Source organism: Mesorhizobium sp. M3A.F.Ca.ET.080.04.2.1 (assembly GCF_003952525.1).
Lineage (GTDB): Bacteria > Pseudomonadota > Alphaproteobacteria > Rhizobiales > Rhizobiaceae > Mesorhizobium.
Genome location: NZ_CP034451.1, coordinates 2,705,546 through 2,726,953, shown reverse-complemented (window position 1 = coordinate 2,726,953; position 21,408 = coordinate 2,705,546). Strand labels below are relative to the sequence as shown.

Here is a 21,408-nt window from a genome sequence, read left to right as displayed (position 1 = left end):
CCGACTCGGACGCTTTGGAAGTTCGGGCGAGCTTGCTTTGCGGGGTCGCATGTTCCCGAAATTGGCTGAAACTTTCTTCCCGTCGTCATCCACGGGCGAAGCAAGGAGCGAAGCGACGCGGCGCAGACCCGTAGCCTCCAACGTTTGCGATCATCAGTTCGCGCGACCGGTACTTGCCGTGTCGTGGAGCGACCCTATGCCCTTGAGGGCCATCTCATGAGAACCCGACTGATCGATCGCCGCGACTTCCTGCGCGCCGCGGGGGCGAGCTTCGCCGCGGGCATGGCGCCGCGCGCCTGGGCGGACACGCTTGCGGCGGACGCGGTCTTTGCCACCGCCTTCGTCAAGCGCGACGGCGGCTTCGGCGCCGCCGTTCTCTCCGAGGCCGGCAAGGTCCTGCACACGGTCGATCTGCCCGACCGTGGCCATGACGTCACCTTCGACCCGGTGTCGAAGCGTTCCGTCGTCTTCGCTCGCCAGCCCGGCACCTTCGCGGTTGTCTTCGACCATGCCGGCCGCGAGCCGCCCTTGACCATCGCCAGCATCGCCGGCCGGCATTTCTTCGGCCATGGCGTGTTCTCGCCCGACGGCGCGCTGCTCTATGCCACCGAGAACGACTTCGACAACGCCGCCGGTGTCGTCGGCATCTACGACGCGCGAGTGAAATTCAGCCGCATCGGCGAGTTCCCGACCTACGGCATGGGACCACATGAGCTCCTGCTGCTCGGCGACGGCAGGACGCTCGCCATTGCCAATGGCGGCATCGAAACCCATCCGGACTTCGGCCGCGCCGAGCTCAATATCGCGACCATGAAGCCGTCCTACACGCTGGTCGACCGCATCTCCGGCGATCTCATCGAAAAGCACGAACTGCCGGCGGCGCTGCACCAGCTCTCGATCCGCCACATGGATTGCGATCAGGCTGGAACGGTCTGGTTCGGTTGCCAGTATCGCGGGCCGGCGTCAGACCGTCCGGCGCTTGTCGGGCGCGCCTCGCGCGGCAAGGGGTTGGAACTGCTGGAGATGCCGCAGGACGTTCTCTCCGGCTTGCGCAACTATATCGGCTCGGTCGCTGCCAATCCGTGCGCCGGCACTGTCGCCCTCACGTCGCCGGAGGGAAATTCGCTTGCCGTCATCGATGCTGCCAGCGGCCGCATCCTGGCGACCAAATCGCTTGTCGAGGTCTGCGGACTGGCTCCCGACGGTGCCGGCTTCATCGCCAGCACGGGCGCCGGCGACATCGTCGAAGGCAATGGTGAAACGCGCTCCGAGCCAGACTATGTCTGGGACAACCACATGCTGCGCATTGAGCCGACCGCCTGAGCGCCGATCAACTTCAGATGGCCTCGTTTTGAAGCGAATCAATATTTGTGCGCGCTGCCCCTTGCGGCGGCGAGCCGTGGCGGGCACAGGGGATTGTGTTTGAACCGAAGCTTTAACCGGCCGCCATGAAGCTGCTTGCCATCGACTGCGCCGCCAATCTCTGTGCCGCCTGCGTCTATGACGCCACGGCCGTCGCTGAGCTTGGCCGCGAGGTGCTCGACCTCGGCAAGGGGCATGCCGAGCATCTGATGGCGGTCATCGATGCCGTATTGAAGGCAGCCGGAACGGACTATGCCGGTCTCGGTGCCGTCGCCGTCTCCATCGGTCCGGGTTCGTTCACCGGCCTGCGAGTAGGTGTCTCGACGGCCCGCGGCCTGGGGCTGGCGCTGAAGATCCCCGCGATCGGCGTCACCACACTGGAAGCGCTGGCTGCGGAGGCGGCACACACCTTTCCCGGCCGCATTGTGCTTGCAGCACTTGATGCCGGCCGCGAGGAAATCCATGCGGCTCTGTTCGATAGTGCGTTAGTCCCGACTTACGGTCCTACCGTGACGTCGTTGGCCGAGGCGACCACCATGGCCCTCGACGCAAAGGCGGTCCTCGCCGGCACCGCCGCGCAGCAGATTGCTGCGGCCGCTCGAACTACCTTCGATTTCGGTCCGGATGCGGCCACCGCCGACATCGCGACCTATGCCCGGTTGGCTGCCGCCAGGGGCCCGGGCGAGAAGCCAAAGCCGCTCTATTTGCGCGGCGCCGACGCCAAGCCGCAAGCTGGCTTCATACTGCCGAGAAAGCATGATGCTGGCGCGCTCGGGTCTCGAGAGGGAAAAGAATCCTGATGCGCATACCCTTCTTTCAGCCGCGCCGCAGGGAGTATGCGCTGGAACCGTTGACGATTGCCGACAGCGAGGTTGTCTCCGTTCTGCATCAGGAGGATTTCGTCCGGCCTTGGACAGAGGCTGAATTCGCCGCTCTGCTCGAACAGGACACCGTGTTCGGCTATGCCGCGCGCGAGACCGGACAGGGAGCCAAACCGCCGGCCGGCTTCGTGCTGGCGCGGCTTGCGGCCGGCGAGGGCGAGATCCTGACGGTTGCCGTCGCCCGCGCGCATCGCCGCCAGGGCCTCGGCTGGCAGTTGATGGACGCGGTGCTGCGCGAACTGCACGCGCAGCGCGCCGAGGCGCTTTTCCTCGAGGTCGACGAGACCAATGCGCCGGCCATCGGCCTTTATCGCCGGCTCGGCTTCCGTCAGGTCGGCCAGCGCCCGAATTATTACCGCTCGACCGAGCACGGCCCGACCGGCGCGCTTGTCATGCGCCGCGATCTTCGCTAGCCAGTTTTTGCTAGGGGGACCTCGCGCGGAATGACAAAGAAGCTGAGGATCTTTCTTGCGCTGGGCTATGTCGCCCTGGGCTCGCTCGTGCTGGTGCCGCTGCAGATCCTGTCGATGAAGACCGGACTGTGGCCCGAGACCGTCATTCTGAAAATCTGGCACCGCATGATCCTGAGGGCGCTCGGCATACGCGTCCACGTCAAGGGCGCGCTGGCCGCCCAGCGCCCCTTGCTGATCGTGGCCAACCACGTCTCATGGACCGACATCATGGTGCTCGGCTCCTTTGTCGACGTGAAGTTCATCGCCCGGGCCGACATGGAAGGCTGGCCGCTGATCGGCATGCTGTCCAAGCTGCAGCGCACCGTCTTCATCGAGCGAGAGCGCAAGCGCACCTCCGGCGACCAGGCGAGCGAGATCGCCAGCCGCATGGCCAAGGGTGATGCCATGGTGCTGTTTGCCGAGGGTTCGACCGGCGACGGCAATCTGGTGCTGCCGTTCAAGAGCACTCTGTTCGGCGCGGCCTCGATGGCGATTTCGGAAGGGGCGGCGGAACAGGTGTTCATCCAGCCGGTTGCGATCGCCTATACCCGGCTGCATGGCGTGCCGATGGGCCGCCGTCACAGGCCGATTGCCGCCTGGATCGGCGACCAGGATCTGATGCCGCACCTGAAGGTGCTGCTTGCCGAGGGCGCGCTCGACGCCGAGGTGCATTTCGGCGAGCCGGTGCCGTTCTCCAAAGGCTCGAACCGCAAGGAAACGGCAAGACGGATGGAAGGCAGGGTGCGGGAAATGGTTCAGGGGGCGCTTGCCGATCCGAGCCCGAGCAGATGACGTCTGTTTTTTGTCGCCGAAAGGCGTTAGAAGCCGCGAAATGGACTTCAATACGATAGAACGCGACGACATCGGCACCGGCCAGGACGCCTCAGTCAGGCCCACCGCCACGGCAAAGACCGCCGCCACGGCAAAGAAGGTCTTCGTCAAGACCTATGGCTGCCAGATGAATGTCTACGATTCCCAGCGCATGACCGATGCGCTGGCCGCCGACGGCTATGTCGCCACCGATGTGGTCGACGACGCCGATCTGGTGCTGCTCAACACCTGCCATATCCGCGAGAAGGCGGCGGAAAAGGTCTATTCCGAGCTCGGCCGGATCCGTGACATGAAAGCCGAGCGCGCCGAGACGGGCCGCGAGCTTTTGATCGGCGTCGCCGGCTGCGTGGCACAGGCCGAGGGCGCCGAGATCATCCGTCGGGCTCCCGCTGTCGATCTCGTGATCGGCCCGCAGACTTACCACCGGCTGCCGGACGTGCTGGCCAGGGTGCGCAGCGGCCAGAAGATCGTCGAGACCGACTATGCCGTCGAGGACAAGTTCGAGCACCTGCCGCAGCCGAAGCGTGCGGCGGTGGCAAAGCGCGGCGTCACCGCCTTCCTCACCGTTCAGGAAGGCTGCGACAAGTTCTGCACCTTCTGCGTCGTGCCCTATACCCGCGGCTCGGAAGTCTCGCGGCCGGTGGCGCAGATCGTCGCGGAAGCCGAGCGGCTGGCCGAGGCCGGTGTGCGCGAGGTCACGCTGCTCGGCCAAAACGTCAACGCCTGGCACGGCGAAGGCGAAAATGGCCAGGAATGGGGTCTCGGCCGACTGCTCTTTCGGCTGGCCGAGATCCCCGGCTTGGCACGGCTGCGCTACACGACCAGCCATCCGCGCGACATGGACGACGAATTGATCGCCGCGCACCGTGACCTGCCGGCCTTGATGCCCTATCTGCATTTGCCGGTACAGTCTGGTTCTGACCGGATCCTGAAGGCGATGAACCGCAGGCACACGTCCCGCCACTACCTGGCGCTCATCGAGCGCATCCGCGCTGCCCGCGCCGACATCGCCATGTCGGGCGATTTCATCGTCGGCTTTCCCGGCGAGACGGAGCAGGATTTCGAGGCGACGCTGCAACTGGTGCGCGACGTGAACTACGCCTCGGGCTTCTCGTTCAAATATTCGTCGCGCCCAGGCACGCCTGGGGCCGAAATGGACGGCCATGTGCCGGAGGCGGTGAAGGACGAGCGGCTGCAGCGTCTGCAGACTCTGCTGTTGAAGCAGCAGCAGGATTTCGCCCACGGCCTAGTCGGCAAGACCATCGGTACGCTGATCGAGAAACCGGGCCGCCAGGCCGGCCAGAAGGTCGGTCGTTCGCCCTGGCTCCAGCCGGTTATTGTTGATGAAAAGGCCGGCGAAATCGGTGACATTATCAACGTACGAATCACAAGGACGGGCTACAATAGCCTGTTCGCCGAGTTGGCCTGATGCATGTCGCACTAAAGTGCTCGCGGTTTTGGGGCAACGACGTGCATAGCCGCAAGCCTCGGCAGATGAGGAGAGACGGTTGAGCGCTGCTGAACTGAAGAACGTGACCCCGAACCAGGCATCCGGGGCTTCCGACATGGCGCACATCGTTCTCACCTTCGACAACAACAGGCTTGCCAGCGCCCTTTACGGCCAGTTTGACGAGAATCTGGCCAGGATCGAGCAGAAGCTCGGCGTCGACATCCGCTCGCGCGGCAACCAGCTCAACATCAAGGGCACGGCCTCCGCCGCCGAGCAGGCGCGCCGGACGCTGGATACGCTCTACGGCATTCTGCAGAAGGGCGTCGACATCGGCCAGTCCGACGTCGATGGCGCCGTGCGCATGGCGATCGCCGCCGACGATCAGCTGACCCTGCCGACGATGGAGCGCAAGGGCAAAGTCTCGGCCGCCCAGATCGCGACGCGCAAGAAGACGATCTACGCCCGCTCGCTCAACCAGGACGCCTATATGCGGGCCCTGGAGCGCTCCGAAATGGTCTTCGGCATCGGTCCCGCCGGCACCGGCAAGACCTATCTGGCAGTGGCGCACGCGGCGATGCTGCTCGAGCGCGGCATGGTCGAGCGCATCGTGCTGTCGCGCCCGGCGGTCGAAGCGGGCGAGCGGCTGGGCTTCCTGCCCGGCGACATGAAGGAGAAGGTCGATCCCTATCTGAGGCCCCTCTACGACGCGCTTTACGACATGATGCCGGCCGACAAGGTGGAACGGGCGATCGCCGCCGAGGTGATCGAGATCGCGCCTTTAGCGTTCATGCGCGGCCGCACGCTGGCCCACGCGGCGGTGATCCTCGACGAGGCGCAGAACACCACGCCGATGCAGATGAAGATGTTCCTGACCCGTCTCGGCGAGAATTCGCGCATGATCGTCACCGGCGATCCGACGCAGATCGACCTGCCGCCCAACACCAAGTCCGGCCTTGTCGAGGCGCTGCGCATCCTCGACGGCGTCCCCGGCATCGTCACGGTCCGCTTCAGCGAGGGCGACGTGGTGCGGCATCCGCTGGTCGCCGAGATCGTCAAGGCCTATGACCGCGACGGCAAGCTCGCCAGGGGGCTGGGCGCGGAAAGCTGATCAAAAGGCCGCATGGCTGAAGAGACGAGAAACGCCGGCGCAATGCCCGTCGACATAGATATTTTTGTCGAGGCCGGCGACTGGCCCGCCGAAGGCGAGCTGACGCGCCTGGTCGATCGCGCCGTCGAGAGCGCCTTTGCCGAGACCGGCGCGGACGGCAGCTCGGAGCTCAGCATCGTTTTTTCCGACGATGCTCATATCCGGACCCTCAACGCCGCATGGCGCCGCAAGGACAAGCCGACCAACGTCTTGTCTTTCCCTGCTTTTCCGTTCCCGAAAGGCGGCAAGCTGCCGCCGATGCTGGGCGACATCGTGCTCGCCTCCGAGACCGTGGCCCGTGAGGCCGCACTGGAAGCAAAGCCGCTCGAGAACCATATCACCCATCTCGTCATCCATGGCCTGCTGCATCTTCTGGGCCATGATCACGAGACCGACGCCGAGGCGGAGGAGATGGAGGCGATAGAGCGAGCGGCGCTTGCAAGGCTTGCCATTCCCGATCCCTACGCGTAACAAAAAAAGGCCAATTGACCGAAAGACGATGAACGATAAACCAGAAACTGCCGCCCGTCCGGACGCCGGCAGTGCGACCAAGCCTTCCGAAAAGTCGGAAGAGGGCTCCAGTCCGAGCATTTTGACCGGCAGCGTGGCCGTCGAGCCTTCGCATGCCGGTCCGTCACTCTTCGATCGAGTGCTCGGCCTGTTCCGGCACCGCAACGGCACCAACCTGCGCGAGGAGATCGCCGGCGCGCTCGCCGAGACGGCGAGCGATGCCGAGTCCTTCTCGCCCGGCGAACGCGCCATGCTCAACAACATCCTGCGCCTGCGCGAGGTGCGCGTCGAAGATGTGATGGTGCCGCGCGCCGATATCGAGGCGGTCGAGATCACCACCAAGCTTGGCGATCTGCTTGGCCTGTTCGAACAATCCGGCCACTCCCGCATGCCGGTCTATTCCGAGACGCTGGACGATCCTCGCGGCATGGTGCACATCCGCGACGTGCTGGCCCACATCACCAAGGTCGCCCGGGTCAAGAAAGGCCGCGCCAGCAGGAAGGCTCCGGCGCCGGCCGCGCTCGATCTCGCCCAGGTCGACCTCGCGCGCACCATCGGCGATCTCGACCTGATCCGCCCGGTGCTGTTCGTCCCGCCCTCGATGCTTGCCTCCGACCTGATGGGCCGCATGCAGACGACGCGCACCCAGATGGCGCTGGTCATCGACGAATATGGCGGCACCGACGGATTGGCCTCGCTGGAAGACATCGTCGAGATGGTGGTCGGCGACATCGAGGACGAGCACGATGACGACGAGCCGATGGTCACCCAGGCCGGCGAGGGCGTCTTCGTCGTCGACGGCAAGGCCGAGATCGACGAGGTCGCCAAGATGATCGGCGAAGATTTTACCGCCGGCGAGCATGGCGAATATGTCGACACCATCGGCGGCATGATCTTCAACACGCTCGGCCGCGTCCCCGCCAGGGGCGAAGTCGTGCAGGCCATACCTGGCTTCGAGTTCCATGTCCTCGACGCCGATCCGCGCCGCGTCAAGCGCGTGCGGATCGTGCAGAGCCAGAAAGGCGAGCGCCGCCGCCGCGCCGCCCGCGCCGAGCAGGCCTGAGGCGTGTCCGGTCTCTAGGATCTGCTGATTTCAAAGCACCGTCATTTGGAGCATGCGGCGCGGCCTGTTACATCTTTGGCTCCCTGATTCGCGCGACTTGGGAAGCTATATGCAGCGCTTTGCCGGCCGGATAATTCTGCTGTGGGGGTGGCGGCGGGCCCTGCTGGCGTTTCTTGCCGGTGCGCTCGCGGTCCTCGCCCAGGCCCCCTACGACTTCTTCGCCGTCTGCTTCGTCTCGTTTCCGGTCCTGGTCTGGCTGCTGGACGGCGCGACCGGCGAAGCCTCCGACGGCTGGCTGCGCCGGCTTCGGCCGGCCTTCGCCACCGGCTGGTGGTTCGGCTTCGGCTATTTCCTCGCCGGCCTGTGGTGGATAGGCCAGGCGCTGCTGGTCGAGGCCGACAGTTTTGCCTGGGCGCTGCCCTTTGCCGTGGTCGGCATCCCGTTCGCGCTCGCCTTCTTTTATGGCTTCGCGACGGTCGTCGCCCGGCTTTTCTGGACTAGCGACATCGGCCGCATCGCCGCGCTGGCCTTCGGCTTCGGCCTTGCCGAATGGCTGCGCGACGTCCTCTTCACCGGCTTTCCGTGGAACGCCGTCGGCTACGCCGCGATGCCCGTGCCGCTGCTGATGCAGAGCGTGTCGGTGACCGGCATGATCGGCATGAACACCCTCGCGGTCTTCGTCTTTTCCCTCCCGGCGCTTGTCGCCGCGCGCCGCCACCTCAAGCTTGGCGCGGCTCTTCTTGCGATCCTCGTCGCCGGCCATGTCGGCTTCGGCTATGTCAGGCTTGCCGCTCCGCCCAAGCCGCAAACCCGTGCGGTCGTTGTTCGCATCGTTCAGCCCGCCGTCGATCTCGGCGAGAAATGGGACGCCTCGGTGCGCGACCGCATCTTCGCCACCCTGCTGGGCATATCGGCAAAGGCGCCGGAGCAGGGTCATGCCAGGCCGCAGTTGATCCTGTGGCCGGAGACCTCGGTGCCGTTTCTGTTCACCGAGCGCCCGGATGCGCTGAAGGCCATCGGCGACATGCTGGGCGATGGCCAGATGCTGATCGCCGGCGTGGTGCGCGAGGAGGGCGGTTCGGGGAATGCCGGCAGCCGCTATTACAACTCGGTGGTGGCGATCAACGACAAGGGCGAGATCGCCGACGCGGTCGACAAGGTGCATCTGGTGCCGTTCGGCGAATACCTGCCTTTCGCCGACCTCTTCAGCCGTTTCGGCGTTGGCCAGCTGGTTGCCGGGCCGATGAATTTCGCGGCCGGCAACGAACGTCATGCCATCATGCTGCCGAATGGCCTGCGTGCCGTCCCCTTCATCTGCTACGAGGTCATTTTTCCCGACCTCGTGTCGGATGATGCTGCGTCGGCCGACCTCATCGTCAACGTCACCAACGACGCCTGGTTTGGCGACACTCCAGGACCGTATCAGCACTTCAGGCAGGCGCAGGTTCGTGCGGTGGAAAATGGGTTGCCCTTATTGCGTGCAGGCAACAATGGCATCTCGGCCGTTGTCGATCCGCGCGGGCGCATTGTCGACGCGCTCGCGGTCGACGCGCGCGGCGCCATCGATGCGCACGTGCCGGTTTCCAATCAGGCGTTTTTGTCCGCCCGCCAGAGGCGCATTAACGGATTGCTGATCATGTTGCTTTTTGCCCTGACGGCCGTCGCATTCAGCGTAAGGCAGCGGCTACGGGTCAATTGACAGTCGGCACATTAGAAACTCATACTGTAACGCCTAAAATTTTCTCGAAGTCGGATGGAGGGGGCTGTTGGGGCAGTTGGCTCCGGCTTCGTTTAGGCAAACAAAATAGAAAAAGCCGGAAAAATTCGGCGAGGAAAAAAATGACAGAAGAGAACAAGAAGAAGCCGAATCCGATCGACATCCATGTCGGGAGTCGTATCCGGCTTCGCCGCAATATGCTTGGAATGAGCCAGGAAAAGCTGGGTGAAAATCTCGGCATCACGTTTCAGCAGATCCAGAAGTACGAAAAGGGGACGAACCGGGTCGGCGCCAGCCGTTTGCAGGCGATCGCCTCGATTTTGAGTGTTCCCGTCGCCTTCTTCTTCGAGGATGCCCCGGGCCAGGAGACCGCGGGCAATCGAGGATTTGCCGAGGATGCATCGATGGCGTTCGCCATCGAATTCTGCGGCAGTCCGGAGGGGCTTCAGCTCAACCGCGCCTTCGTCAAGATACCCGACGTCAAGGTGCGCCGTCGAATAATCGATCTGGTGAAATCGCTTTCCGCCGACGATTCCGACTGATCGGCTTTTGTGGCTCCGGCGGCATTCTACCGCCGGTGGCACAAGGCAACTGTGCTGACATTCATGCCAGATCCGTCGCGCCGCTTGACGAGCGCCGCCCGGCACCGCTAACACGTGGCGCGCCAAAATCGGCAGGCTTGCCGATCTTTTCAAGAGGGGACACCCGTGACGCGGCAGAACTATCTCTTCACCTCGGAATCCGTTGCCGAGGGCCATCCCGACAAAGTCTGTGACCGCATCTCCGACGAGATCGTCGATCTGGTCTACCGCGAAGCCAAGAAGACGGGCATGGACCCGTGGAAGGTGCGCGTCGCCTGCGAGACGCTGGCCACCACCAACCGCGTCGTCATTGCCGGCGAGGTCAGAGTTCCCGAGACGCTGCTGAAGAAGGACAAGGCCGGCAACATCCTCAAGGACGCTGCGGGTCACCCTGTCGTCAACCCCGCCAAGTTCAAGTCGGTCGCCCGCAAGGCGATCCGCGAGATCGGCTACGAGCAGGCCGGCTTCCACTGGAAGACCGCCAAGATCGAGGTGCTGCTGCACGGTCAATCGCCCGACATCGGCCAGGGTGTCGACAATGCCGCCGACCGGCAGGGCGAGGAAGGCGCCGGCGATCAGGGCATCATGTTCGGCTATGCCTGCCGCGAAACGCCCGATCTGATGCCGGCGCCGATCTACTACAGCCACAAGATCCTCGAATTGCTGGCCACCGCGCGCCATGAAAACAACGGCGAAGCCGGCAAGCTCGGTCCTGACGCCAAGAGCCAGGTCACCGTGCGCTATGTCGACGGCAAGGCTTCGGAAGTGACGCAGATCGTGCTTTCCACCCAGCATCTCGACTCGAACTGGGATTCCAAGAAGGTTCGCAAGGTCGTCGAGCCCTATATCCGCGAGGCGCTGGGCGACCTCAGGATCGCCGATGACTGCAACTGGTACATCAATCCGACCGGCAAGTTCGTCATCGGCGGACCCGATGGCGACGCTGGGCTCACCGGGCGCAAGATCATCGTCGACACCTATGGCGGCGCCGCGCCCCACGGCGGCGGAGCCTTCTCCGGCAAGGACACCACCAAGGTCGACCGCTCGGCCGCCTATGCGGCGCGCTACCTCGCCAAGAACGTGGTCGCCGCCAAGCTAGCCGACCGCTGCACGATCCAGCTGTCCTACGCGATCGGCGTTGCCCAGCCGCTGTCGGTGTATGTCGATCTGCATGGCACCGGCAAGGTCGAGGAGGCCAAGCTCGAGCAGGCCCTGCGCGAGGTCATGGACCTGTCTCCATCCGGCATTCGCCGTCACCTCGACCTCAACAAGCCGATCTACGCCAAGACCTCGTCCTACGGTCATTTCGGCCGCAAGGCCGGCCGCGACGGATCTTTCTCCTGGGAGAAGACCGATCTCGCCAAGGCGCTCAAGGACGCCGTCGCCGCCTGATATCCGTGGAAGACAAGGACCGGCCGCGCCGCTCGACCGAAGCTTTCTTCGGTCGACGGCACGGCAAGACCATTCGGCCGCAGCAGGCGATCGCGCTTGAAAGCGGCCTGCGCGCCTACCGGCTTGACCTGGCCGCCGCGGCGCCGGCCGATCTCAAAACACTGTTCAAGGTAGACGTTTCGGCGCTCCAGCTGGAAATCGGTTTCGGCGGCGGCGAGCACCTGCTGCACCGCGCCCTGGAAGCGCCGGCAACCGGCTTCATCGGCGTCGAGCCTTTCGTCAACGGCATGGCCAAGATGATGACGGCGCTCACCGCGCGGCCGCTTGGCAATCTCAGGGTCTATGACGACGACGCCACGCGTCTGCTCGACTGGCTGCCGCAAGCTTCGCTCGACGGCATCGACCTGCTTTATCCCGATCCCTGGCCGAAGAAGAAGCACTGGAAGCGCCGCTTCGTCAGCCCCGCCAATCTCGACCGGTTCGCCCGGGTGCTCAAAGCGGGCGGCCGGTTCCGCTTTGCGTCGGATATCGACAGCTATGTGAACTGGACGCTGCTCGCCTGCCGCGCCAGTGGCGCATTTCTTTGGCAGGCCAATGAGGCTTCCGACTGGCACCGACCCTACCAGGGCTGGTCGGGCACGCGCTATGAGGCAAAGGCCCTACGCGAGGGCCGACGTCCCGCCTATCTTACTTTCATCCGGAAGTAGGGCTGGCTATCGCCGGCTCAGAAGCGGCGGATTCGTTCGAAAGCGGTCGGGTCGATGCCGAGCTTCTTCAGGTCGCGGCGGCGTGGCTGGCGTCCTGCCTCGACGGCCTGCGATGCCGATGCGGCGCTGCCGAACTTGGCGAGCAAGTCCCCGACGACGAAAAACAATCCGCGTTCCATGACTGATACCTTTCGCGCGCCATCGCGCGCCCTTTCTTCTTAACGTCGCAACGTAGATGGGTGCTGGCAGGCGGCAATCCAGGTCCGATGTCGCATAGCCCCTATGCTCAGCAAGCAAGGCTCGTCCGGCTGCGGTGTGACTGAGGTTACCAGCAGACTTGAAACCCAGGCGCGGATCGTCTATATCAGCCGCAAATTCTTGGTCGGTATGACGAAGAGTGGGTCCACCCGGTCCCGCTCTTTTTTATTACCTGCCGGCCGGAGCGACAAAGCGACAGGGATCCGATGACTGCAGCGGCAGGCGAGGCCGACGACCGTATCATCCGCGAAAGCGGCATCGATGCGCGCATTGCGCTGATCGTGCAGCCGGTTCTGCGCGCCGTCGGCTTCCGGCTCGTCAGGGTGCAACTGACCGGCCAGAACGGGCTGACGCTGCAGATCATGGCCGAGCGCGAGGACGGCACGATGACCGTCGAGGATTGCGAAGAGGTCAGCCGCGCGGTGTCGCCGGCGCTGGATGTCGAGGATCCGATCGAAAAGGCGTATCATCTCGAAGTGTCGTCGCCGGGCATCGACCGGCCGCTGGTGCGCAAGTCGGATTTCGCCACGTGGACCGGCCATCTGGTCAAGTTGGAGACGTCGGTCCTTGTCGGCGATCGCAAACGCTTCAAGGGCAAGATCGCCGAGGCCGACGCCGAAGGCATCCTGCTGGAGCGCGACAAGGCAGCCTATGGCGAGGAGCCGAGGGTGCGCGTGCCCTACGATGCGATTGCCGAGGCGCGCCTGGTGCTGACCGACGACCTGATCCGCGACGCCCTGTCGAAGGACAACAGGGCACGCAAGGAAGCAAAAAAGCGCCGGGGCGAGGCCGAAGATGCCGCAGCCGGTGAAGAAAACGAAATCGAACAGGAAAGTTGATTGAGTTTCCGGGCCGCTGGCCCGAAGCGAAGTCGGGAGAAAGACAATGGTTGTAAGCGCCAACAGGCTCGAACTGCTGCAGATCGCCGATGCGGTCGCGCGTGAAAAGTCGATCGACAAGCAGATCGTCATCGCCGCTATGGCCGATGCGATCCAGAAGGCGGCGCGCTCGCGTTACGGCCAGGAGACCAACATCCGCGCCGATATCAATCCCAACACCGGCGAGATGAAGCTGCAGCGGCTGATGGAAGTGGTCGAGAAGGTCGAGGACTATGCGACCCAGATCGCCCTTTCGACGGCACGCGAGCGCAACCCCGATGCCCAGATCGGCGATTTCATCGCCGAACAGCTGCCGCCGATGGATTTCGGCCGCATCGCCGCCCAGTCGGCCAAGCAGGTCATCGTCCAGAAGGTGCGCGAGGCCGAGCGCGACCGCCAGTATGATGAGTACAAGGACCGCATCGGCGAGATCGTCAACGGCACTGTCAAGCGCGTCGAATACGGCAACGTCATCGTCGACCTCGGCCGTGGCGAGGCGATCATCCGTCGCGACGAGCTGATCCCGCGCGAAAACTACAAATATGGCGACCGCGTCCGCGCCTATGTCTACGACGTGCGCCGCGAGCAGCGCGGCCCGCAGATCTTCCTGTCGCGCACCCATCCGCAGTTCATGGCCAAGCTCTTCACCATGGAAGTGCCGGAAATCTACGACGGCATCATCGAGATCAAGTCTGTCGCCCGCGATCCGGGCTCCCGTGCCAAGATCGCCGTCATCTCGCGCGATTCTTCCATCGACCCGGTCGGCGCCTGCGTCGGCATGCGCGGCAGCCGCGTCCAGGCGGTGGTCGGCGAGCTCCAGGGCGAGAAGATTGACATCATCCCGTGGTCGCCTTCGGCGGCTTCCTTCATCGTCAATGCGCTGCAGCCGGCGGAAGTCGCCAAGGTGGTGCTGGACGAGGACGCGGAGCGCATCGAGGTGGTGGTTCCGGACGACCAGCTGTCGCTGGCGATCGGACGTCGCGGCCAGAACGTGCGCCTTGCCTCGCAGCTCACCGGGTGGGACATCGACATTCTGACCGAGCAGGAAGAGAGCGAGCGTCGCCAGAAGGAATTCGTCGAGCGTTCGGCGCTCTTCATGGAAGCCCTCGACGTCGACGAGATGGTCGGCCAGGTGCTTGCCTCCGAAGGCTTCACCAGCGTCGAGGAGGTCGCCTATGTCGACTCGGGCGAAATCTCCTCTATCGACGGCTTCGACGAGGACACCGCTTCCGAAATCCAGTCGCGCGCCCGCGAATATCTCGAGAAGATCGAGGCCGAGCACGATCAGAAGCGCAAGGCTCTCGGCGTCGAGGACGAGCTGCGCGAGATTCCCGGTATCACCACCGCCATGATGGTGACGCTTGGCGAGGATGGCGTGAAGACGATCGAGGACTTCGCCGGCTACGCGGCCGACGACCTGATCGGCTGGAAGGAGCGCAAGGACGGCGAGACCAAGGTATATCCCGGGGTGCTTGCCGATCACGGCGTTTCGCGTGCCGATGCCGAGCAGATGGTGCTGGCTGCCCGTAGGAAGGCCGGCTGGATCTCCGAGGAAGAACTGGCCGCTCAGGAAGCGGCTGGCGAAACCGTCGGTGCGTGAGGTGAACCCGCATCACAACGCCCGGGAACGAGATGAACGATCGCACCTGCATCGTTACGCGCAGGCAGGCCGAAGCGGATGAACTGATCCGCTTCGTCGTCGGCCCGGATTCGGCCGTCGTTCCGGACATCAAGAGAAATCTGCCCGGCCGTGGTTGCTGGGTCACCGCTGATCGCCTACATATTGACAAGGCAGCGGCCAAGAACCTGTTTGCCCGCGCCTTCAGGGCGCAGGTCACCGTTCCCGCCGATCTCGGCGGCATGGTCGACGGACTGCTCTCCAGATCCGCTCTGGGCATGCTGGGCCTTGCTCGCAAGGCCGGTTCGGTCGTTCTTGGCGCGGCCAAGGTCGAAGCCGCGGTGCGCGACGGAGAGGCGCTCTTCGTGCTGCATGCGATCGAGGCCTCGGACGACGGCGTCCGCAAGATCAGTCAGGCACGGCGGGCAACCGTCCATCTCGGCGGTCCCGCCATCCTTGCCTACAAACTTTTCTCCGAGGCCGAGTTGAGCTTGGCATTGGGGGGTACAAATGTGATACATGCTGCCGTCCTCGCGCAGGATGCGGGAAAGGCGGTTGAGAAGCGCATGGTCGCGCTCGACCGGTATCGGGGCGGTACCCCGGACGATCTGGCAATGCTTGCGGCCGTTGCTGACGAAGATGATGCCGCAGAGGATATGGAATGAGCGATACGAAATCGGGCGACGACAAGACGTTGAGCGTTACGCCGAAGAAGACCTTGACGCTGAAGCGTCCTGGCATCGAGCAGGGCACCGTGCGCCAGAATTTCTCGCACGGCCGCACCAAGTCGGTCGTGGTCGAGACCAAGAAGCGCAAGTTCTCGCTGCCCGGCGATAAGCCGGAGCCGGTGGCGCCGTCCGTCTTCACGCCGAAGCCCGCAGCGCAGGCTGCGCCCGTGGTGCAGGAAGCGCCGAAAGCGCCGCCCGCCCCGGAACGCTCCGGCATGGTGCTGAACGAATTGTCGCGCGGCGAGATGGAAGCCCGCCGCAGGGCGCTCGAAGGCTCCAAGGCCCGCGAGATCGAGGACCGGCAGCGTGCTCAGGAAGAGGCCAAGCGCCGCGCCGAGGAAGAAGAACGCCGCAAACGCGAGCGCGAGGACTCCGCGCGCCGTCAGGCTGAGGAGGAGGCACGCCTGCAGGCTGAAGCCGAATCCCGCCGCCGTGCCGAGGAGGAGGCGCGCCGCCGTGCGCCGTTGGCAGCCGACGCCGCCACGGCCGACGACGACGAGGAGGTCAAGCCGAGGCGTGTCGGTGCAGGTGGGGGTGGCGCTGGTGCGCCTGCCCGCCGCCTTGCCACGCCCGAAGTGGCGCGGCCGGCCAAGCCCACCAAGGGTGAGGAAGACCGCCGCCGCGGCAAGCTGACGCTGAATTCGGCGCTTTCCGACGACGACGCGCGTGGCCGTTCGCTGTCGTCGATGCGCCGCCGCCAGGAGAAGTTCAAACGCGCGATGCACAACGAGCCGCGCGAGAAAGTCATGCGTGAAGTGATCCTGCCCGAAACTATCACCATTCAGGAACTGGCGCAGCGCATGTCCGAGCGCGCCGTCGACGTGGTCAAGTTCTTCATGAAGCAGGGCCAGATTTTGAAGCCGGGCGACGTCATCGACGCCGACACGGCCGAACTGGTCGCCTCCGAATTTGGTCATACCGTCCGCCGCGTCGCCGAGTCCGACATCGAGGAAGGCCTGTTCAACATCGCCGACCGTGCGGAAGATCTGGTGTCGCGTCCGCCCGTCGTGACGATCATGGGCCATGTCGATCATGGCAAGACCTCGCTGCTCGACGCTATCCGCAACGCCAACGTCGTCTCCGGCGAGGCCGGCGGCATCACCCAGCACATCGGCGCCTACCAGGTCGAGAAGAACGGCCAGAAGATCACCTTCATCGACACGCCCGGCCACGCCGCCTTCACGGCGATGCGCGCCCGTGGCGCCCAGGTCACCGACATTGCCGTGCTGGTGGTGGCGGCCGACGACAGCGTCATGCCGCAGACGATCGAATCGATCAGTCACGCCAAGGCGGCCGGCGTGCCGATCATCGTGGCGATCAACAAGATCGACAAGCGCGACGCCGATCCGCAAAAGGTGCGGGCCGAGCTTCTGCGCCACGAAGTCTTCGTCGAATCGATGGGCGGCGAGGTTCTGGACGTCGAGGTCTCCGCGACCAAGGGCACCAACATCGACAAGCTGCTCGAGGCGATCCTGCTGCAGGCCGAAATCCTCGACCTCAAGGCCAACCCCGACCGCACCGCCGAAGGCGCGGTCATCGAGGCCAAGCTCGACAAGGGCCGCGGCCCGGTTGCCACGGTGCTGGTGCAGACCGGCACCCTGATGCCGGGCGACATCCTCGTCGCCGGCAACGAGTGGGGCCGCGTGCGCGCTCTCGTCAACGATCGCGGCGAGCATGTGCCGGAGGCACCGCCGGCAATGCCGGTCGAGGTGCTGGGCCTCCAGGGCACGCCGCAGGCCGGCGATCGCTTCGCCGTCGTCAACAACGAGGCGCGGGCGCGCGAGATCACCGAGTACCGTCAGCGGCTGGCGCGCGAGAAGGCGGTGGCCAAGCATGCCGGCCAGCGCGGCTCGCTCGAGCAGATGATGTCGCAGTTGCAGACGAGCGGGCTCAAGGAATTCCCGCTGGTCATCAAGGGCGACGTGCAGGGCTCGATCGAGGCGATCAACGCCGCGCTCGAAAAGCTCGGCAATGACGAGGTGCGTGCGCGCATCGTCCATTCGGGCGCCGGCGGCATCACCGAAAGCGACGTCTCGCTGGCCGAGACATCGGGCGCGGCGATCATCGGCTTCAACGTCCGCGCCAATGCGCAGGCGCGCAACGCCGCCGCCGCCGCAGGCATCGAGATCCGCTACTACTCGATCATCTACAACCTCGTCGACGACGTGAAGGCGGCCCTTTCCGGCATGCTCTCGCCCGAGCGGCGCGAGACCTTCATCGGCAATGCCGAGATCCTCGAGATCTTCGATATCTCGAAGGTCGGCAAGATTGCCGGCTGCCGCGTCACCGAAGGCAAGGTCGAGCGTGGCGCAGGCGTGCGCCTGATCCGCGACAACGTCGTCATTCACGAAGGCACGCTGAAGACGCTCAAGCGCTTCAAGGACGAGGTTTCGGAAGTGCCGGGCGGCCAGGAGTGCGGCATGGCCTTCCAGAACTACGAGGACATGCGCGTCGGTGACACCATCGAGTGCTTCCGCATCGAGATGGTAACCAGAACGCTGTAGCATCGGCATATGGAGGAAGAACAAAGTCTCGAGTATCGCTTTGTTCTTTCTCCTGCCGATTTTTCGGCCGCCTATTCAAGGCAAATGAAGAGCATCGCTCTGGCGCCTTGGGTAGACTGGGTTGCTACCTTCTCGTCGGCATATCTCTCGTTCTTGCCACGAATTTCGTCGACAGCTCAGGCGCTTTGGCGGGTGTGCTCGGTGTGGTGGGGATGATCATCACCACCGGCGTCCTTTGAAATCTCAGCCTTGTCTTCGCAAAAAAGGAAAAGGTCCCCAATTTTGAGCCCGAATCCACCTTGATCCGGGTACGTTCGTCCGGCGTCTCGAAATGTGTAGCAGACTCGGCGGTGAATCTCGGTTGGAAGTCGGTCGAAAAAATTACGCTGACTGAATTCGGGATCGGATTTGCCACCAAAGAAGGTGGATGGTTTATCCCGATCAGCGCCTTGGGGTCAGCAACCACCATGGAGACCGAGTACGAAAAGATCGTATCCGTCATGAAGTCGAGCCAGTTCGTTGACGAGATGGATCAGTCCGTTCCACGCATATTGCACTGATCAGGCGCAGGTATTTTGGCGGGGGTAGCCAAGCTAGAGCAACAGCGCTAAGTGAGCGGCTCAGGCGGTTCGAACCCGCGAAGGAAGAGTTCCATGTCAAGACAATCCACGGCTGGCCCCTCCCAGCGCATGCTGCGCGTCGGCGAGCAGGTGCGCCATGCGCTGTCCGAAACCCTGCAGCGGGGCGAGATCGTCGATCCGGTGATCGAGAACGCCGTCGTCTCGGTCTCCGAGGTTCGCATGTCGCCGGATCTGAAGATTGCCACCGCTTTCGTCTCGCCGCTTGGAGTCGTGGACACCGATGCGGTGGTTGGAGCGCTCAACAGGCATGCGAAATTCATCCGCGGCCGCGTCTCCGGCGCGCTCAGGCAGATGAAGTACATGCCGGAGTTCCGCTTCCGGCTCGACACCTCGTTCGACAATTTCGCCAAGATCAACGAATTGTTGAAATCGCCCGAAGTCGCGCGCGATCTCGACGACCGGAATAAGAACAACAACAAGGACGAGGAATAGGTGGCGCGTCGCGGCAAGAAGAAAGGTCGGCCGGTATCGGGCTGGGTGGTGCTGGACAAGCCGGTCGGCATGGGCTCGACCGAGGCGGTCTCGAAGATCAAATGGCTGTTCCAGGCGGAGAAGGCCGGCCATGCCGGCACGCTCGACCCGCTCGCCTCCGGCATGCTGCCGATCGCGCTTGGCGAGGCCACCAAGACCGTGCCTTACGTGCAGGACGGGGCCAAGGTCTACCGCTTCACCGTCGCCTGGGGCGAAGAGCGCTCGACCGACGATCTCGAAGGACCAGTGACGAACAGCTCGGACAATCGGCCGGCTGAGGCGGAGGTGAGGGTGCTGCTGCCCAAATACACCGGCGTGATCATGCAGACGCCGCCGCAATTCTCGGCCATCAAGATCGCCGGCGAACGCGCCTATGATCTCGCCCGCGAAGGCGAGACGGTCGACATTCCTGCCCGCGAGATCGAGATCGGACGTCTCGAGCTTATCGAGCACACCGGCGATCGCAGCGTCTTCGAGGTCGAATGCGGCAAGGGCACCTATGTGCGGTCGCTGGCGCGCGACATGGGCCGCGACCTCGGCTGTTTCGGCCACATCGCCGAGCTAAGGCGCGTCGAGGTCGAGCCGTTTACGGCGGATGATTTCGTCACCGTCGCCGAACTGGAAGCGGCGCGCTTCGGCGGCCAAACCGATGAAAGCGCGAGAGATGAAAGCGCGGACGAGGCCCCTGCCGACTTCGGCGCCATAGATGCGCTGCTGGTCGAGACGGCCGCGGCCCTCGACTGCCTGCCGCAGGTCGCCGTCAGCGACGATGCGGCGACCAAGATCCGCCTCGGCAATCCCGTCATCATCCGCGGCCGCGATGCGCCCGTCGAGGCCGACGAGGCCTGCGCCACCGCGCGCGGCAAGCTCGTCGCCATCGGCGCCATCGAGCAGGGCATGTTCAAGCCGAAGCGTGTCTTTGTCGGGTAAGTCTCGGCTAAGGCCTTGAATCCGTGCATGATCCTCTCGCAATCCCGATTCCGGCCGGCAAGGCGATCGGTTAGTGTGACCGCGCGGCTGATCTTGGGGCGAACGGTGTCGAGGGCATATGGCAAAGACTGACACGGCAAGGAAAAGAGCGTCGCTGAGGATGCGACGGCCGCCGGTCGGCGCCTCGCCTGGCACTCTGATCGCCGATCCGGCCGCGCGGCGCAGCGAGCTCAGGCTGACGCTGATCTCGCCCGAAAAATTCAAGACCATCGAAAACGCCAGCCTCGACGATCTCAGCACTCATTGCGACCGGTGGCCGATCGTCTGGCTGGACTGCACGGGGCTGGCAAACATTGCGCTGATCGAGGAGATCGGCCGGATCTTCAACCTGCATCCGCTGGCGCTGGAGGATGTCGTCAGCACCGGCCAGCGTCCGAAAGTCGACTTCTTCGAGGACCACGCCTTCGTCGCCATGCGCATGATCGACGACGTCACCGCCCACCGCTACGAGCAGATCGCGGTGTTCTTCGGCGCCAATTTCGTCGTCACCTTCCAGGAACGCGAAGGCGATCCGTTCGATCCGGTCCGCAAGCGCGTCGCGAGCTCCGAGCCGAACCGGCTGCGCGCGCGCGGCGCCGACTATCTCGCCTACGCGCTGATCGACGCCATCGTCGACAGCTATTTTCCGCCCATCGAGGCGGCAAGCGAACAGGTCGACGGCATCGAGGATCAGATGCTCAACACGACGCACAAGCATCAGATGCGGCAGTTGCATGAGTTGCGGCGTGATGCCAACGTGCTCAAAGGCGTGCTGTGGCCGATGCGCGATGCGCTGGCCACGTTGATCCGCAACGACGTGCCTTATGTGAAGGCCGAGACCAAGGTCTTCCTCAACGATACGCTCGACCATTCGCTGCGGCTCATCGAATTGGTCGAGAACCAGCGCGACATGCTGACCGGCCTGATCGAGATGCACCTGTCGCTGACCCAGGCGCGCACCAACGACGTCATTTCCTATCTGACGATCGTCTCGGTGATCTTCATGCCGCTGACGTTCCTGGTCGGCGTCTGGGGCATGAACTTCGATCCCGACACCTCGCCATGGAACATGCCGGAGCTGAAGGCCTATTACGGCTATCCGGCGGCGCTGCTGTTCATGGGACTGGTCGCCGTCGCGCTGGTTGCCTTCTTCAAATGGAAGAAGTGGCTGTAGTGCAAGGCAAAACCGCTTATTCGACGGCAGGGATCTGCGACAAAGCCGGCTTGTGAATAGGGCTGGTGTTTTCC

At 64.2% G+C, this 21,408-nt stretch carries 21 protein-coding genes; 19 read left to right on the top strand and 2 right to left on the bottom strand.

Translation table 11 applies throughout. The features are described 5' to 3' along the window. Positions 1 to 216 precede the first annotated feature (216 nt). The 12 genes from EJ074_RS13020 to EJ074_RS12965 all read left to right on the top strand — a co-directional run bounded on the left by EJ074_RS13020 (position 217) and on the right by EJ074_RS12965 (position 12,093). Positions 217 to 1,323 (top strand): DUF1513 domain-containing protein, encoded by a 1,107-nt coding sequence (locus EJ074_RS13020; RefSeq protein WP_129553503.1) that lies wholly within the window; start codon positions 217 to 219, stop codon positions 1,321 to 1,323. A gap of 125 nt (positions 1,324 to 1,448) precedes the next feature. Beyond that, on the top strand, positions 1,449 to 2,162 hold the full coding sequence (gene tsaB / locus EJ074_RS13015; RefSeq protein WP_095806567.1) for a tRNA (adenosine(37)-N6)-threonylcarbamoyltransferase complex dimerization subunit type 1 TsaB: 714 nt from the start codon (positions 1,449 to 1,451) through the stop codon (positions 2,160 to 2,162). Continuing rightward, positions 2,162 to 2,656: a ribosomal protein S18-alanine N-acetyltransferase gene (rimI, locus tag EJ074_RS13010; protein ID WP_095806566.1), complete on the top strand. Its 495-nt coding sequence runs from the start codon at positions 2,162 to 2,164 to the stop codon at positions 2,654 to 2,656. Before tsaB ends, rimI begins: the two co-directional genes overlap by 1 nt. Positions 2,657 to 2,686: 30 nt before the next feature. Further along, positions 2,687 to 3,487 (top strand): lysophospholipid acyltransferase family protein, encoded by an 801-nt coding sequence (locus EJ074_RS13005; protein WP_095806565.1) that lies wholly within the window; start codon positions 2,687 to 2,689, stop codon positions 3,485 to 3,487. A gap of 40 nt (positions 3,488 to 3,527) precedes the next feature. After that, the gene (gene miaB, locus EJ074_RS13000) at positions 3,528 to 4,955 is read left to right on the top strand and encodes a tRNA (N6-isopentenyl adenosine(37)-C2)-methylthiotransferase MiaB (protein ID WP_095806564.1); all 1,428 of its coding nucleotides are present in this window, start codon (positions 3,528 to 3,530) and stop codon (positions 4,953 to 4,955) included. A gap of 79 nt (positions 4,956 to 5,034) precedes the next feature. Next, on the top strand, positions 5,035 to 6,084 hold the full coding sequence (locus tag EJ074_RS12995; protein ID WP_095806563.1) for a PhoH family protein: 1,050 nt from the start codon (positions 5,035 to 5,037) through the stop codon (positions 6,082 to 6,084). Between the two features lie 12 nt (positions 6,085 to 6,096). Then, on the top strand, positions 6,097 to 6,594 hold the full coding sequence (ybeY, locus tag EJ074_RS12990) for an rRNA maturation RNase YbeY (protein ID WP_095806562.1): 498 nt from the start codon (positions 6,097 to 6,099) through the stop codon (positions 6,592 to 6,594). A gap of 28 nt (positions 6,595 to 6,622) precedes the next feature. Then, positions 6,623 to 7,696 carry a hemolysin family protein gene (locus EJ074_RS12985; protein ID WP_095806561.1) on the top strand — a complete coding sequence of 358 codons (1,074 nt, stop codon included), beginning with the start codon at positions 6,623 to 6,625 and terminating at the stop codon, positions 7,694 to 7,696. 109 nt (positions 7,697 to 7,805) lie between these two features. After that, on the top strand, positions 7,806 to 9,395 hold the full coding sequence (gene lnt / locus EJ074_RS12980) for an apolipoprotein N-acyltransferase (protein ID WP_095806779.1): 1,590 nt from the start codon (positions 7,806 to 7,808) through the stop codon (positions 9,393 to 9,395). A gap of 140 nt (positions 9,396 to 9,535) precedes the next feature. Continuing rightward, complete coding sequence (locus EJ074_RS12975; protein WP_095806560.1) at positions 9,536 to 9,955, top strand: helix-turn-helix transcriptional regulator; 420 nt, start codon at positions 9,536 to 9,538, stop codon at positions 9,953 to 9,955. Between the two features lie 165 nt (positions 9,956 to 10,120). Beyond that, positions 10,121 to 11,386 carry a methionine adenosyltransferase gene (gene metK, locus EJ074_RS12970; protein ID WP_095806559.1) on the top strand — a complete coding sequence of 422 codons (1,266 nt, stop codon included), beginning with the start codon at positions 10,121 to 10,123 and terminating at the stop codon, positions 11,384 to 11,386. Positions 11,387 to 11,391: 5 nt separating this feature from the next. Continuing rightward, a complete protein-coding gene (locus EJ074_RS12965; RefSeq protein WP_095806558.1) occupies positions 11,392 to 12,093 on the top strand; it encodes a tRNA (guanosine(46)-N(7))-methyltransferase TrmB in 702 nt (233 codons plus the stop codon). Between the two features lie 17 nt (positions 12,094 to 12,110). On the opposite strand, the gene EJ074_RS29680 is transcribed toward EJ074_RS12965, so the two are convergent. Further along, positions 12,111 to 12,272, bottom strand: coding sequence for a hypothetical protein (locus EJ074_RS29680; RefSeq protein WP_095806557.1), 162 nt, complete (start codon positions 12,270 to 12,272; stop codon positions 12,111 to 12,113). A gap of 285 nt (positions 12,273 to 12,557) precedes the next feature. On the opposite strand from EJ074_RS29680, the gene rimP reads away from it, so the two are divergent. Genes rimP through infB form a run of 4 tightly spaced genes read left to right on the top strand, consistent with a single transcriptional unit; the run spans position 12,558 to position 18,079 of the window. After that, positions 12,558 to 13,190 (top strand): ribosome maturation factor RimP, encoded by a 633-nt coding sequence (rimP, locus tag EJ074_RS12960; RefSeq protein ID WP_095806556.1) that lies wholly within the window; start codon positions 12,558 to 12,560, stop codon positions 13,188 to 13,190. Positions 13,191 to 13,236: 46 nt separating this feature from the next. Beyond that, positions 13,237 to 14,829, top strand: coding sequence for a transcription termination factor NusA (gene nusA, locus EJ074_RS12955; RefSeq protein ID WP_095806555.1), 1,593 nt, complete (start codon positions 13,237 to 13,239; stop codon positions 14,827 to 14,829). A 32-nt stretch (positions 14,830 to 14,861) separates the two neighbouring features. Continuing rightward, complete coding sequence (locus tag EJ074_RS12950) at positions 14,862 to 15,512, top strand: RNA-binding protein (RefSeq protein WP_095806554.1); 651 nt, start codon at positions 14,862 to 14,864, stop codon at positions 15,510 to 15,512. Further along, the gene (gene infB, locus EJ074_RS12945) at positions 15,509 to 18,079 is read left to right on the top strand and encodes a translation initiation factor IF-2 (protein ID WP_095806553.1); all 2,571 of its coding nucleotides are present in this window, start codon (positions 15,509 to 15,511) and stop codon (positions 18,077 to 18,079) included. Before EJ074_RS12950 ends, infB begins: the two co-directional genes overlap by 4 nt. Positions 18,080 to 18,203: 124 nt before the next feature. Here infB and EJ074_RS12940 read toward each other — a convergent pair whose 3' ends face one another. After that, positions 18,204 to 18,581: a hypothetical protein gene (locus EJ074_RS12940; RefSeq protein WP_129553502.1), complete on the bottom strand. Its 378-nt coding sequence runs from the start codon at positions 18,579 to 18,581 to the stop codon at positions 18,204 to 18,206. A 151-nt stretch (positions 18,582 to 18,732) separates the two neighbouring features. Between EJ074_RS12940 and rbfA the strand changes: the two genes are divergently transcribed. The 3 genes from rbfA to corA all read left to right on the top strand — a co-directional run bounded on the left by rbfA (position 18,733) and on the right by corA (position 21,334). Beyond that, a complete protein-coding gene (gene rbfA, locus EJ074_RS12935; protein ID WP_095806551.1) occupies positions 18,733 to 19,152 on the top strand; it encodes a 30S ribosome-binding factor RbfA in 420 nt (139 codons plus the stop codon). Then, positions 19,153 to 20,121, top strand: coding sequence for a tRNA pseudouridine(55) synthase TruB (truB, locus tag EJ074_RS12930; RefSeq protein WP_095806550.1), 969 nt, complete (start codon positions 19,153 to 19,155; stop codon positions 20,119 to 20,121). A 118-nt stretch (positions 20,122 to 20,239) separates the two neighbouring features. Next, positions 20,240 to 21,334, top strand: a complete 1,095-nt coding sequence (gene corA, locus EJ074_RS12925) for a magnesium/cobalt transporter CorA (protein WP_095806549.1) — start codon at positions 20,240 to 20,242, stop codon at positions 21,332 to 21,334. Positions 21,335 to 21,408: the final 74 nt, after the last annotated feature.

Excerpts from the sequence above, each read along its gene's own strand:
- EJ074_RS13020 (WP_129553503.1), top strand. The coding sequence starts at position 217 with ATGAGAACCCGACTGATCGATCGCCGCGACTTCCTGCGCGCCGCGGGG.
- tsaB (WP_095806567.1), top strand. The coding sequence starts at position 1,449 with ATGAAGCTGCTTGCCATCGACTGCGCCGCCAATCTCTGTGCCGCCTGC.
- rimI (WP_095806566.1), top strand. The coding sequence starts at position 2,162 with ATGCGCATACCCTTCTTTCAGCCGCGCCGCAGGGAGTATGCGCTGGAA.
- EJ074_RS13005 (WP_095806565.1), top strand. The coding sequence starts at position 2,687 with ATGACAAAGAAGCTGAGGATCTTTCTTGCGCTGGGCTATGTCGCCCTG.
- miaB (WP_095806564.1), top strand. The coding sequence starts at position 3,528 with ATGGACTTCAATACGATAGAACGCGACGACATCGGCACCGGCCAGGAC.
- ybeY (WP_095806562.1), top strand. The coding sequence starts at position 6,097 with ATGGCTGAAGAGACGAGAAACGCCGGCGCAATGCCCGTCGACATAGAT.
- EJ074_RS12985 (WP_095806561.1), top strand. The coding sequence starts at position 6,623 with ATGAACGATAAACCAGAAACTGCCGCCCGTCCGGACGCCGGCAGTGCG.
- lnt (WP_095806779.1), top strand. The coding sequence starts at position 7,806 with ATGCAGCGCTTTGCCGGCCGGATAATTCTGCTGTGGGGGTGGCGGCGG.
- EJ074_RS12975 (WP_095806560.1), top strand. The coding sequence starts at position 9,536 with ATGACAGAAGAGAACAAGAAGAAGCCGAATCCGATCGACATCCATGTC.
- EJ074_RS29680 (WP_095806557.1), bottom strand. The coding sequence starts at position 12,272 with ATGGAACGCGGATTGTTTTTCGTCGTCGGGGACTTGCTCGCCAAGTTC.
- rimP (WP_095806556.1), top strand. The coding sequence starts at position 12,558 with ATGACTGCAGCGGCAGGCGAGGCCGACGACCGTATCATCCGCGAAAGC.
- nusA (WP_095806555.1), top strand. The coding sequence starts at position 13,237 with ATGGTTGTAAGCGCCAACAGGCTCGAACTGCTGCAGATCGCCGATGCG.
- EJ074_RS12950 (WP_095806554.1), top strand. The coding sequence starts at position 14,862 with ATGAACGATCGCACCTGCATCGTTACGCGCAGGCAGGCCGAAGCGGAT.
- infB (WP_095806553.1), top strand. The coding sequence starts at position 15,509 with ATGAGCGATACGAAATCGGGCGACGACAAGACGTTGAGCGTTACGCCG.
- EJ074_RS12940 (WP_129553502.1), bottom strand. The coding sequence starts at position 18,581 with ATGACGGATACGATCTTTTCGTACTCGGTCTCCATGGTGGTTGCTGAC.
- rbfA (WP_095806551.1), top strand. The coding sequence starts at position 18,733 with ATGTCAAGACAATCCACGGCTGGCCCCTCCCAGCGCATGCTGCGCGTC.
- corA (WP_095806549.1), top strand. The coding sequence starts at position 20,240 with ATGGCAAAGACTGACACGGCAAGGAAAAGAGCGTCGCTGAGGATGCGA.